Origin of the sequence: Streptomyces lanatus (assembly GCF_014655715.1) — a bacterium.
GTDB classification, from domain to species: Bacteria; Actinomycetota; Actinomycetes; order Streptomycetales; family Streptomycetaceae; genus Streptomyces; species Streptomyces lanatus.
In genome coordinates, this window is the sequence record NZ_BNBM01000012.1 from 48,523 (window position 1) to 61,514 (window position 12,992).

General features: G+C 70.9%; 10 protein-coding genes. 5 read left to right on the forward strand and 5 right to left on the reverse strand.

Annotated features, from left to right (window positions below; all coding sequences use genetic code 11):
* The first annotated feature begins 226 nt into the window (after positions 1-226).
* From IE325_RS28270 to serA, 4 genes are all read left to right on the forward strand, one after another.
* A complete protein-coding gene (locus IE325_RS28270) occupies positions 227-2,071 on the forward strand; it encodes an acetolactate synthase large subunit (RefSeq protein ID WP_190072920.1) in 1,845 nt (614 codons plus the stop codon).
* A gap of 20 nt (positions 2,072-2,091) precedes the next feature.
* Entirely contained in the window at positions 2,092-2,616 is a 525-nt protein-coding gene (gene ilvN / locus IE325_RS28275) for an acetolactate synthase small subunit (RefSeq protein ID WP_190072921.1), read from the forward strand.
* 117 nt (positions 2,617-2,733) lie between these two features.
* Entirely contained in the window at positions 2,734-3,732 is a 999-nt protein-coding gene (gene ilvC / locus IE325_RS28280; RefSeq protein WP_190072922.1) for a ketol-acid reductoisomerase, read from the forward strand.
* Positions 3,733-4,131: 399 nt separating this feature from the next.
* A complete protein-coding gene (serA, locus tag IE325_RS28285; RefSeq protein ID WP_190072923.1) occupies positions 4,132-5,721 on the forward strand; it encodes a phosphoglycerate dehydrogenase in 1,590 nt (529 codons plus the stop codon).
* Positions 5,722-5,786: 65 nt separating this feature from the next.
* Here the strand turns inward: serA and IE325_RS28290 are convergent, their stop codons facing one another.
* Complete coding sequence (locus IE325_RS28290) at positions 5,787-7,337, reverse strand: MFS transporter (RefSeq protein WP_190072924.1); 1,551 nt, start codon at positions 7,335-7,337, stop codon at positions 5,787-5,789.
* Between the two features lie 84 nt (positions 7,338-7,421).
* Here IE325_RS28290 and IE325_RS28295 point away from each other — a divergent pair, with 84 nt between their 5' ends.
* The gene (locus tag IE325_RS28295; RefSeq protein ID WP_190072925.1) at positions 7,422-8,000 is read left to right on the forward strand and encodes a TetR/AcrR family transcriptional regulator; all 579 of its coding nucleotides are present in this window, start codon (positions 7,422-7,424) and stop codon (positions 7,998-8,000) included.
* Here the strand turns inward: IE325_RS28295 and IE325_RS28300 are convergent.
* From IE325_RS28300 to IE325_RS28315, 4 genes are read right to left on the reverse strand one after another with little or no spacing between them, the layout of a single operon-like run.
* Complete coding sequence (locus IE325_RS28300; RefSeq protein ID WP_190072926.1) at positions 7,987-8,661, reverse strand: ATP-binding cassette domain-containing protein; 675 nt, start codon at positions 8,659-8,661, stop codon at positions 7,987-7,989. The genes IE325_RS28295 and IE325_RS28300 overlap by 14 nt on opposite strands.
* Positions 8,654-9,610 (reverse strand): ABC transporter ATP-binding protein, encoded by a 957-nt coding sequence (locus IE325_RS28305; protein ID WP_190072927.1) that lies wholly within the window; start codon positions 9,608-9,610, stop codon positions 8,654-8,656. Before IE325_RS28305 ends, IE325_RS28300 begins: the two co-directional genes overlap by 8 nt.
* Positions 9,597-11,333 (reverse strand): ABC transporter permease subunit, encoded by a 1,737-nt coding sequence (locus IE325_RS28310; RefSeq protein WP_190072928.1) that lies wholly within the window; start codon positions 11,331-11,333, stop codon positions 9,597-9,599. Before IE325_RS28310 ends, IE325_RS28305 begins: the two co-directional genes overlap by 14 nt.
* A complete protein-coding gene (locus IE325_RS28315; protein ID WP_190072929.1) occupies positions 11,330-12,829 on the reverse strand; it encodes an ABC transporter substrate-binding protein in 1,500 nt (499 codons plus the stop codon). The genes IE325_RS28310 and IE325_RS28315 overlap by 4 nt, the downstream gene beginning before the upstream one ends.
* Between the last annotated feature and the right edge of the window lie 163 nt (positions 12,830-12,992).

The following is a 12,992-nucleotide window of genomic DNA, read 5'->3' on the forward strand; positions in this document are numbered from 1 at the left end:
GGGGAGGGTCAGTGCCATGCGCACCCGAATTCTCGTACTTGGAAAGCGCGTCGGCTGAGGCTGGTGACGTCCGGACAGACCCGGAACTCCCAGCGACCACCACCGGCGCGCTCCCCTCGCTTGCCTTATGGCACGAGGGGTTTTTTGTTGCACAGGCACCTGTCGTGCAGCATCGAAACTCCGCTCAAACTTCGCAAAAACCCTCAGCATCGAGAAGAGAATGCCGATGACCGAGCAGGCCACCGGGGCCCATCATCCGCAGCCGCGGCCCCGATCCGGAGGACAGTCCGCCCCCGAGCACGTCACGGGTGCGCAGTCCCTCATCCGTTCGCTCGAGGAGGTCGGCGCCGACACGGTATTCGGCATTCCGGGCGGCACCATCCTGCCGGCGTACGACCCGATGATGGACTCCACGCGAGTGCGCCACGTGCTGGTCCGCCATGAGCAGGGTGCCGGCCACGCGGCCACCGGTTACGCGCAGGCCACCGGCAAGGTCGGTGTCTGCATGGCGACCAGCGGCCCCGGTGCCACCAACCTGGTGACGCCGATCGCCGACGCGATGATGGACTCGGTGCCGCTCGTGGCGATCACCGGTCAGGTCGTCTCCAAGTCGATCGGCACGGACGCCTTCCAGGAGGCGGACATCGTCGGCATCACCATGCCGATCACCAAGCACAGCTTCCTGGTCACCAAGGCGGAGGACATCCCCCGGGCGATCGCGCAGGCGTTCCACATCGCCTCCACCGGCCGCCCGGGCCCGGTCCTGGTCGACATCCCCAAGGACATCCTCCAGGCGAAGACCACCTTCTCCTGGCCGCCCGCAATGGACCTGCCCGGCTACCGGCCCGTCACCAAGCCGCACGCCAAGCAGATCCGCGAGGCCGCCAAGCTGATCACCGCCGCCAAGCGACCCGTCCTCTACGTCGGCGGCGGCGTCATCAAGGCCGGCGCCACCGCCGAGCTGAAGGTCCTCGCGGAACTCACCGGAGCGCCCGTCACCACCACCCTGATGGCGCTCGGCGCATTCCCCGACAGCCACCCGCTGCACGTGGGAATGCCGGGCATGCACGGTGCGGTCACCGCCGTCACCGCGCTGCAGAAGGCCGACCTGATCGTCGCCCTCGGCGCCCGCTTCGACGACCGCGTCACCGGCAACCTGGACAGCTTCGCCCCGTACGCCAAGATCGTCCACGCCGACATCGACCCGGCCGAGATCGGCAAGAACCGCGCGGCGGACGTGCCGATCGTCGGTGACGCCCGCGAGGTCATCGCCGATCTGGTCCAGGCCGTGCAGAAGGAGCACGCCGAGGGCCACCAGGGCGACTACACCGCTTGGTGGAAGGACCTGTCCCGGTGGCGGGACACCTACCCGCTCGGCTACGACCAGCCCGACGACGGCTCGCTGTCCCCGCAGCAGGTCATCGAGCGCATCGGCCAACTCGCCCCGCAGGACACGGTCTTCGCGGCGGGTGTCGGGCAGCACCAGATGTGGGCCGCGCACTACATCCAGTACGAGAAGCCGGCCACGTGGCTGAACTCCGGCGGCGCCGGAACCATGGGCTACGCGGTCCCCGCGGCCATGGGCGCCAAGGCCGGGGCACCGGACCGGACCGTCTGGGCGATCGACGGTGACGGCTGCTTCCAGATGACGAACCAGGAACTCACCACCTGCGCCCTGAACAACATCCCGATCAAGGTCGCCATCATCAACAACGGCGCCCTCGGGATGGTCCGCCAGTGGCAGACCCTCTTCTACAACCAGCGCTACTCCAATACCGTGCTGCACTCCGGGCCCGACGACGTCAATCCGGAGGCCAGGGGCACCCGCGTCCCCGACTTCGTGAAGCTGTCGGAGGCCATGGGCTGTTACGCGATCCGCTGCGAGCGGCCGGAGGACCTCGACAAGGTCATCGAAGAGGCGAACTCCATCAACGACCGCCCCGTCGTCGTCGACTTCATCGTCCACGAGGACGCCATGGTGTGGCCGATGGTCGCCGCCGGCACCTCCAACGACGAGATCATGGCCGCCCGGGACGTCCGCCCCGACTTCGGCGACAACGAAGACGACTGAGCGAGAGAGACGTAAAGATCATGTCCAAGCACACGCTCTCCGTCCTGGTGGAGAACAAGCCCGGCGTCCTCGCCCGGATCACCGCCCTCTTCTCGCGCCGGGGCTTCAACATCGACTCGCTCGCCGTCGGTGTCACCGAGCACCCCGACATCTCCCGCATCACCATCGTGGTGAGCGTCGCCGACCTGCCGCTGGAGCAGGTGACGAAGCAGCTCAACAAGCTGGTCAACGTGCTGAAGATCGTCGAGCTGGAGCCCGGTTCGGCCGTTCAGCGCGAACTCGTTCTGGTGAAGGTGCGCGCCGACAACGAGACCCGCTCCCAGATCATCGAGATCGTCCAGCTGTTCCGCGCCAAGACCGTCGACGTCTCCCCGGAGGCCGTCACCATCGAGGCCACCGGCTCCAGCGACAAGCTGGAGGCCATGCTGAAGATGCTGGAGCCGTTCGGCATCAAGGAACTCGTCCAGTCCGGCACGATCGCGATCGGCCGCGGCGCGCGCTCGATCACGGACCGCTCGCTGCGGGCCCTCGACCGCTCCGCATAGCGCGGATTCGGGCGGCCGGGTGACACCGGCCGCCCGAATATCGAGACCCCGAGACTTCCCTTCCGCCCCCCGTCATACGGTGGGACGCAACACCTGCACACAAGGAGAGAACCCAAAGTGGCCGAGCTGTTCTACGACGCCGACGCCGACCTGTCCATCATCCAGGGCCGCAAGGTCGCGGTCATCGGTTACGGCAGCCAGGGCCACGCCCACGCGCTGTCGCTCCGTGACTCGGGTGTCGACGTGCGTGTCGGTCTGCACGAGGGCTCCAAGTCCAAGGCGAAGGCCGAGGAGCAGGGCCTGCGCGTGGTGACGCCGTCGGAGGCCGCCGCCGAGGCCGACGTCATCATGATCCTGGTGCCGGACCCGATCCAGGCCCAGGTCTACGAGGAGCACATCGCCCCGAACCTGAACGACGGCGACGCCCTGTTCTTCGGCCACGGCCTGAACATCCGCTACGGCTTCATCAAGCCCCCGGCCGGCGTCGACGTCTGCATGGTCGCCCCGAAGGGCCCGGGCCACCTGGTCCGCCGCCAGTACGAGGAGGGCCGCGGCGTTCCGTGTATCGCCGCCGTCGAGCAGGACGCCACGGGCAACGCCTTCGCGCTGGCCCTGTCGTACGCCAAGGGCATCGGTGGCACCCGCGCCGGCGTCATCAAGACGACCTTCACCGAGGAGACCGAGACCGACCTGTTCGGTGAGCAGGCCGTTCTCTGCGGTGGTACGGCCGCCCTGGTCAAGGCCGGTTTCGAGACGCTGACCGAGGCCGGCTACCAGCCGGAGATCGCGTACTTCGAGTGCCTGCACGAGCTGAAGCTGATCGTGGACCTCATGTACGAGGGCGGCCTGGAGAAGATGCGCTGGTCGATCTCCGAGACCGCCGAGTGGGGCGACTACGTCACCGGCCCCCGGATCATCACCGACGCCACCAAGGCCGAGATGAAGCAGGTCCTCGCCGAGATCCAGGACGGCACCTTCGCCCAGGCCTGGATGGACGAGTACCACGGCGGTCTGAAGAAGTACAACGAATACAAGAAGCAGGACTCCGAGCACCTGCTGGAGACCACCGGCAAGGAGCTGCGCAAGCTCATGAGCTGGGTGAACGAAGAGGCGTAAGCCTCGGCCGACGGGACCGGAGCATGTCGCTCCGGTCCCGTTGTCCATCCCGTCCCGTCACGGACGGGTGATCCTTCCACAGAGGCGCAGGACGGCTTCTGTCGCGGCACTAGACTGCCGTACTACATACGCGTCAGGCCCACAGCGTCGTGCGTCTTCCACGCGGCTAGCACAGCGACACCGAGGAGGGGCAGGCACGTCCCCACGCCGTCCGGCACGCACTCTCGCCGCACCGGTCAAAGGCCCTAGTAGCTCCGCTACGAGGACCTTCGCCCGGCACACCGAGAGCACGCACCGAACGACGCGGGAACGCACCCGACCCTCCCCGGCGCCGCCCCCCTCCACCGCCTGCGGCCGTCGGGACGGCCGTCCGCATGCATGGGACTTGTGAGGACTCACGTGAGCTCGAAACCCGTCGTACTCATCGCTGAAGAGCTGTCGCCCGCGACCGTGGACGCGCTTGGCCCGGACTTCGAGATCCGGCAGTGCAACGGCGCCGACCGGGGCGAGCTGCTCCCGGCCATCGCCGACGTGGACGCGATCCTGATCCGCTCCGCCACCAAGGTCGACGCCGAGGCCATCGCCGCCGCGAAGAAGCTCAAGGTCGTCGCGCGAGCCGGCGTCGGCCTGGACAATGTCGACGTCTCCGCCGCCACCAAGGCCGGCGTGATGGTCGTCAACGCCCCCACCTCGAACATCGTGACCGCCGCCGAGCTGGCCTGCGGTCTGCTGGTCGCCACCGCCCGTCACATCCCGCAGGCCAACGCCGCGCTGAAGAACGGCGAGTGGAAGCGCAGCAAGTACACGGGTGTGGAGCTCGCCGAGAAGACCCTCGGTGTCGTCGGTCTCGGCCGTATCGGTGCGCTGGTCGCGCAGCGCATGTCCGGCTTCGGCATGAAGGTCGTCGCCTACGACCCCTACATCCAGCCCGCGCGCGCCGCGCAGATGGGCGTCAAGGTCCTGTCGCTGGACGAGCTGCTCGAGGTCTCCGACTTCATCACCGTCCACCTGCCCAAGACCCCCGAGACCGTCGGCCTCATCGGCGACGAGGCGCTGCGCAAGGTCAAGCCGAGCGTGCGCATCGTCAACGCCGCGCGCGGCGGGATCGTCGACGAGGAGGCGCTGTACTCGGCGCTGAAGGAGGGGCGCGTCGCGGGCGCCGGTCTCGACGTGTACGCGAAGGAGCCCTGCACGGACTCCCCGCTCTTCGAGTTCGACCAGGTCGTCGCCACCCCGCACCTCGGTGCCTCCACCGACGAGGCGCAGGAGAAGGCCGGTATCGCCGTCGCCCGCTCGGTGCGCCTCGCCCTCGCCGGTGAGCTCGTGCCCGACGCGGTCAACGTCCAGGGCGGTGTCATCGCCGAGGACGTCAAGCCGGGTCTGCCGCTCGCCGAGCGCCTGGGCCGTATCTTCACGGCGCTCGCCGGTGAGGTGGCCGTACGGCTGGACGTCGAGGTGTACGGCGAGATCACCCAGCACGATGTGAAGGTGCTGGAGCTCAGCGCCCTCAAGGGTGTCTTCGAGGACGTCGTCGACGAGACGGTGTCGTACGTCAACGCCCCGCTGTTCGCCCAGGAGCGCGGGGTCGAGGTGCGGCTGACGACCAGCTCGGAGGCGACCGACCACCGTAACGTCGTCACCGTGCGCGGCACGCTCTCGGGCGGCGAGGAGGTGTCGGTCTCCGGCACGCTGGCCGGGCCCAAGCACCTGCAGAAGATCGTCGCGGTCGGCGAGTACGACGTGGACCTGGCGCTGGCCGACCACATGGTGGTGCTGCGGTACGAGGACCGTCCGGGTGTCGTCGGCACCGTCGGCCGCATCCTCGGCGAGGCCGGGATCAACATCGCCGGCATGCAGGTCGCTCGCGCGGCGGCGGGCGGCGAGGCGTTGGCCGTGCTGACCGTGGATGACGCGGTGCAGGCGGGCGTGCTGGCCGAGGTCGCGGCGGAGATCGGCGCGACGTCCGCTCGCGCGGTGAACCTGGTCTGAGTCGCCGGTGACCTGGGGGCCTGCGGCCCCCAGACCCCCGCTTCGGCCCTGAACGGGCCTCGTCCTCAAACGCCGGACGGGCTGAGTTTGCTCGGCTCGTCCGGCGTTTCGCATGTCTGCTCCCGCATCTCGACCCGCCGCAGCATGACCCCCGCCAGCACCGCCGCCCCCACCAGGATCGCGGCCCCCGCGATCGCCGCACCCTGCATCCCGCTGGTGAACGCCTCCCGTGCGACCGTGGTCAGGCCCGGCACCCGGTCGGCGAGCGCCAGTGCTCCGCCCAGGGTCTCGCGGGCCGGGGCGGGTGCCGAGGCCGGGATTTCGTGGCGGTAGATGGCGGTGCCGATCGAGCCGAGGACCGCCATGCCGAGCGCGCCGCCGAACTCCGCGCCGGTCTCCATCAGGGAGGACGCGGAGCCCGCCCGCTCCAGCGGGGCCGTGCCCATCGCCAGGTCCATGATCGTGGACATGACGACCACACCGCCGACCGCGAGCAGCGCGGCCGCGACCAGCACCAGGGCCATCGAGTCCGTGCCCGCGAGGGACAGCACGCCGAACCCGCACGCGGCGATCAGGAAGCCAGCGGTGACGACGTAGGCGCGGTTGACGCCCTTCTGCACCAGCTGCGTCGCGACGGGGGCCGCCGCGCCGATCGGAACCGAGGGCAGCAGCGCCCACAGGGCCGCTTCCAGGGCGCTCTTGCCGAGCACCGACTGGAGGTACTGCGTGGTGAAGTAGGCCGAGCCCATGATGCCGAACGCGGAGACGAGGTTCAGGACGACCGAGGGGGCGAAGCCGCGGCCCCGGAAGAGGGCCGGGGAGATCATCGGTGACGCCGCCGTGCGCTGGCGGTGCACGAAGAGGGCCGCGAACAGCAGGCCGACGGTGATCGAGACGATGTAGAGGCTGTGCCATCCCTTCGACGGGATCTCCTTCAGGCCGTAGATCACGGGGAGCACGGCCGCCATCGACAATGGGACGCTCAGCCAGTCGAAGCGGTCGGGCGCGGGGTTCTTCGACTCGGGGAGCATGACCGGGCCCAGGGCCAGCAGGAGTGCCATCGCCGGCAGGTTGACCAGGAAGACCGAGCCCCACCAGAAGTACTCGACCAGCAGCCCGCTCATCACGGAGCCGAGCGCGATCCCCGCCGTCATCACGCCGGACCACATGCCGATCGCCTTCGCGCGCTGGGCCGGGTCGGTGAACATCGTGCGCAGCATCGCCATCGTCGACGGCATCAGCGTCGCGCCGCCGATGCCGAGGACCGCGCGGGCCGCGATCAGCATCTCGGCGCTGTTCGCGTACGCCGCCGCCAGTGACGCCGTACCGAAGGCCGCGGCGCCGATCAGGAGCAGCCTGCGGTGGCCGATGCGGTCGCCCAGCGAACCCATCGTCATCAGCAGGCCGGCCAGGACGAAGGCGTAGATGTCGAAGATCCACAGCTGCTGCGTGCCGCTCGGCTCCAGGTCCGCGCTGATCGCCGGGATCGCGAAGTAGAGGACCGAGACGTCCATGGAGACCAGCAGCAGCGGCAGCATCAGCACGCCGAGGGCGATCCATTCGCGGCGGCCGGCTCGGGCCGGCCCGGAAGTGCTGCTCGTCGGGTTCGTTGTCATGGCGGTGAATGTACGCACGTATTAAACGCTTGTCTAGTACGGCTGTATAGGACGGCCGTATGGATCCGGGGTAGGGTGGACGTCATGGGACACCGTGAGGATCTGCTCGAAGGCGCCAAGCGCTGCCTGCTGGCGAAGGGGTTCGTGCGCACGACCGCGCGTGACATCGTCAAGGAGTCCGGGACCAACCTGGCGTCGATCGGCTACCACTACGGCTCGAAGGACAAGCTCCTCGCGGAGGCCTATATCGCCCTGGTGGGCGAGGTGTCCGACGACTGGGAACTGTCCGACGCCTTCGGTACCGCGCCGGGTTCGCTCGATCGTTTCCATGAGGTCTGGTCGAGCATCATCCGCACCATGCGGGAGCCCGGCTCCATCTGGCATCTCAGCGTCGAGATCATCGCCATGGGTGATCAATTGCCAGATGTGCGCGACCACTTGGCACGGGCACAGCGCGAAGCCGCCCGAGGGATCATCCCGCTGTTCTCGGGGGGCCGGGAGGAGGACGTCGCAGAGGAGGACGTGGACTCCATCGGGCAGCTCTACAACACCCTGATGACGGGCCTCATCGCCCAGTGGACCTTCGACCCGAAGACCGCGCCCGGCGCAGAGCAGCTCACCGAGGGATTGCGCCGGGTCATCGAGGACGTCAACCGGAGCTGATCCGGCCGTCCCGCATCTCGATCACCCGATGCGCGAAATGCCGTACGACCGCCCGGTCGTGGCAGATGAACAGGTAGCCGAGCCCGAGGTCGTCCTGGAGGTCGGCGAGCAGGTTCAGCACGCCGGCCCGGACCGACGGGTCAAGGGACGACACCGGTTCGTCCAGGACCAGCAGGCGGGGCTCCGAGGCCAGCGCGCGGGCGATGCCGACGCGTTGGCACTGGCCGCCGGAGAGTTCGTGGGGGCGGCGGTCGCCGTACGACGGGTCCAGGCCGACCCGGTCGAGGAGTTCGGCGATCTGGGTGCGCGTGGGGCGTTGCCCCTGGATGCGCAGGGGTTCCGCCACCGCGTCGCGGATGCGGTGGCGGGGGCTGAGGGAGCCGTACGGGTCCTGGAAGACCGGTTGCATGCGCGGGCGAACCGGCCGTAGTTCGGACTCGGTGAGGGTCGTCAACTCCCTCCCCTCGAAGCGGACTTCGCCGGAGTCGGGGCGGCGTAGCTGGAGGACCGCCAGGGCGGTCGAGGACTTGCCGCAGCCCGACGGGCCGTTGAGGGCCAGGGTCTCGCCGGGGGCCAGTGTGAAGGAGACGTGGTCCACGGCGGTCGTGTCGCCATAGCGGACCACCAGGTCGCGGACGTCGAGCAGGGCGGCGTCACTCATGGAACAACTCCGTGGCCGGGTGGGGGAGTTCGGGCCAGTGGTGGCAGGCCAGTGTGCGTTCCTCGACCTGTTGGGGCTCTGGTTCCGTCTCGTGGCAGGGGCCCGCGGCGAGCGGGCAGCGGGGCGCGAACGCGCAGCCCGGCGGGAGGGTGCCGGGGGCGGGCGGGGTGCCGGGCAGGAAGGGGAGGCGGCGGGCCCGGGGTGCGTGCTCGGGGAGGGAGGCCAGCAGGCCCGCGGTGTAGGGGGCGCGGGGGCGGGTCAGTACCTCGTCCGCCGGGCCGAGTTCGGTGAGGCGGCCGGCGTACATCACGAGCACTCGGTCCGCGTGGGCCCGTACGACCTCCATGTCGTGCGTGACCAGCACCAGCGCGGCACCGACGGCCTCACTGCGCTCGGCGAGCACCCGGAGCACCTGGTCGCGGTGCTCCTCGTCCAGGGCCGTGGTGGGCTCGTCGGCGACGACGATGTCGGGTTCGTTGATCGTCGCCATGGCGATGACGGCACGCTGCCGCATGCCGCCGGAGTACTCGTGCGGATACGCCCGCGCCCGCCGCTCGGCGTCCGGGATGCCGACCCGATCCAGCGCGGCGACCGCCCGGCGCCGGGCCTCCCTGCGGGGGACCCGGGCCACGGACCGTACGGCGGCGGCGAGTTGGTCGCCGACCCGGTGCACGGGGGAGAGGGCGGACAGGGCGTCCTGCGGGACCAGGGAGATGCGCCGGCCCCGTTGCGCTGCGAGGTCCGGCTCGATCGTGCCGCTCCTCGTCGCGCCCCGCGGCACCATGCCCAGCAGGGCCCGCGCGGTCAGGGACTTGCCCGCGCCCGATTCGCCGACGATCGCCAGGACTTCGCGTGGGCGGACGTCGAAGGACAGGCCGCGGATCGTCTCGATGCCGTCGAAGGCGATGCGCAGGTTCCGGACGGTGAGGAGTGGGTCAGCGGAGGGCAACGGTCGTCTCCTTCGGTGTTCGGCGTCGTCCCTGTGCGGCTGCTGCTCCGGACACGGCGAGGCCGGCGAGCAGGGCCAGTGCGACCGCTGGGGCGAGGGCCGCCCAGGGGGCGCGTTCGACGTAGGCGCGGGACTCGTCGAGCAGCAGGCCCCACTCGGGGGTGGGCGGCTGGGCGCCCAGGCCCAGGAAGCCCAGGGAGGCCAGGGCGAGGGCTATACCGGGGAGGCGGAGGAGGGCGTGGCGGGCGACCGGGGCGGCGACCGAGGGGAGGACGTGGCGGGTGAGGATCCAGAACGGGGTCGCGCCCATGGCCCGTTGGGCCGTCAGGAACGCCGACGCCCGTACCTCCTGCACCAGCGCCGCCGCATGGGCGGACAGGGCAGGCCAGGAGATCAGGGCCACGGCGAGGGCCGCGCCGCCGGTGCCGGGGCCGGTCGCCGCGGCGACCAGGATGCCGACGATCACCGGGGGCAGGGCGTTGGCGATGTCCGCCGCGCCCGCCGCGACGCCGGGCAGAAAGCCCAGCGCGAGGGCGAGCAGCAGGCTCAGCGCGCAGATGGCGGCGGCCGTGCCGACCGTCGAGGCGGCGCCGTGGCCGAGGCGGGCCAGCACATCGCGGCCGAGGGCGTCCGTGCCGAGCGGGTGCGCCCAGGAGGGGGCGGCGAGGCGGGCGGCCGTGTTCAGCGTGTACGGGTCGCGCAGCAGGCCCCAGCCGATGGTGAGCGCCAGAACGGCGGCGAGGGTCAGGGGGATCGCCGGGTGGGCGCGGACCGGGCGTGGTGGCGGCAGCGTCAGGCCCGCATCGCGCAGGGCGGGGCCCAGCAGGCGATGCCGTACGGCCACCGCCACCCCGCCCGTGAGCAGGCCGAGCAGCAGAAGGGCCAGCACCGAGCCCTGGAGCAGGGGCAGGTCCTGGGACTTGGCCGCGCCGAGGGCGGTACGGCCGATGCCGGGTACCGCGAAGACCATCTCCACCGCGACCGCGCCTCCGGTCAGGCCGACGGCGACCATCCCGAACTGCGGTACCAGCGGCGGCAGTACGCGCTTCAGGGCGGCCGCCGAGATCGCCGTACGGCGCACTCCCGCGCCCCGCCACAGCTCCACCCAGCGTTCGTCGAGGACTGCGGGCAGCGCGTCCGCGACCAGCCGGCCGAGCAGCCCGCCCGCCGGGACGCCCAGGGCGAGCGCGGGCAGGACCAGGTACTCCGGGCCCGCCCAGCCCGCCGTCGGCAGCCACCCCAGCCACACCCCGCACACCAGCAGCGCGACCGTGGCCAGCAGGAACTCCGGTACGGCGGCCAGCATCGCGGCGAAGGCGCCTGCCGAGCCCCGGCCCCGTACCAGCACCGGCGCCACCAGTACGGCCGCCAGCGCGACCGCGATGCCGAGTGCCGCGCCCATCAGGCCCAGCGACACCTGGAGCCCGGCGACGACGGACGGCAGCACGTCCGTGCCCGACACCCAGGAGGTGCCGAGGTCGCCGTGCAGCAGGTCTGCGGCCCAGCCGCGAAGAAGGGCGAGGGGGCCGGCGTCCAGGCCGAGGTCCGCCCTGATCGCGGACAGGGCCTCCTCGGTCGGCTCCCGCTCGGCGGAACGGGCGCGCAGGACGGTGAGCGCCGGATCGCGGTGGGAGAGCCAGGGGAGCAGGCCGACCGTCGCGACGACGGCGACGAGGCTGACGATCCGGGTCAGGGCGGCTGACCGGTGTGCGGTGAGCTTCACTTGACGTACGTGTCCACCGTGACGAGTTCGCGCTCGCGCGGGTCGTGCGCGGCGTCCACGACACCGGTCGCGTCGCCCTGGATCACCCGCTCGTGCAGCATGGGCACGGCCGCGTCGGTGGCCAGTACGGCGGCCTCGGCCGCGATGACCGCCGCGCGGCGGTCATCGCCGACCTTGGTGTCGCCCGCCTTCCGCAGCGCCTCGTCCACGCCCTTGTCCGCGAACTGGGACAGGTTGAAGGTGCCGTTGGAGGCGAAGTCGCTGTAGAGGTACGCGGCCGGGTCGCCCGAGTCGAGGACGGTGGCGCGGGACAGGACGAACGCGTCGAACCGGCCCGCGAGGGCGTCCGCCTCGATGTTGCTGTACTCGCGGACGTCGAGCTTCACCTTGAACCCGGCCTTCTGGAGCTGCTGTTGCAGCGTCGCCGCGACCTCCGGCATCTCCGAGCGGTCCGTGTACGTCCCGATGGTGATCGCCTTGCCGGTCGGGTCACCGGCTTCCGCGTTCCGTGCGACCGGCTCGCGCAGCTCCGCCGCCCACGGCAGCGCCGGGCCGAGCAGCCCCTCGGCGACATCCGCGCGGCCCTCGTACACGCCCTTCACGATCGCCTCGGCGTCGATCGCCTCGCGGGCCGCCGCCCGCAGCGAGGCGTCCTTGAAGGCGCCCTTCGCGGTGTTCAGGTACAGCGTGTTGGTGCGCGGCATCGGGACCTCGGTGATCAGGTCCTGGTCGAGGACGGCGGCCTGCGAGACCGGGATCGCCTCCACGATGTCCGCCTCGCCGCTGCGCAGCGCCGCCGCGCGGGCCGTGCCGTCGGGGACGAACTTCACGTCGATGCCGGGGGCCTTGGCCTTGCCGCCCCAGTAGGCCTCGTAGCGGTCGAGGGTGGCGGAGGCGGTGCCGTTGACCTTCGTGAGCTCGAAGGGGCCGGTGCCGGCGCCGACGGGGTTCACCGTCTTCCCCTGGTAGGCCTTCGCCGCCAGGATCGACAGCTGGGGGGAGCTGAGGCGCTGCGGGACCAGGGGGTCCTCGGTGGCCGTGGTGACGGTGACCGTGCCGGTGTCGGCGGCCTTCGCGGTCAGGTCGACGCCGTCGAGGATGCGGGGCTTGGGGGAGGCCGTGGCCGCCTTGGTGAGGGAGCGGACCACGGCGTCGGCGTCCAGCTTCGTGCCGTCGTGGAAGGTGACGCCGTCGCGTATCTCGAAGGTCCAGGTCCGGCCGGACTGCTGCCACTTCGCGGCCAGCGCCGGACGGGCGTCGCCGTCCTCGTCGAGCCGCACGAGGGTCTCGGCGGTGGACCAGCGGGACAGCTTGAACGCGTCGTCGGTGAGCGGGGACAGCCCGGAGCGCGGGGGCTGCATCATCGCGACGCGGACACGCTTGCCGCCCTCCTCCGCGTCCGTGGCGGACTCCGCGCCGGAGAAGCAGCCGGTGAGCAGGGTGGAGGCCGCGGTGAGGGCGGTGGCGGGGAGCAGACGGCGGGCGGGCAGGCGCACGGGACCCTCCGGGTCACAGGACGGGTAAAGGGGAGGTCAAGAGAGCGGTTGCTGTGACCGTAGCATGATGACAATCGTTTCCAGTAATCGGTTTGGGTGTGCTCCGGGTGTGCTCCGCGTGTGCTCGGGTCCGCGATCTCGGCGGACGTCCCGAAGTGATCCG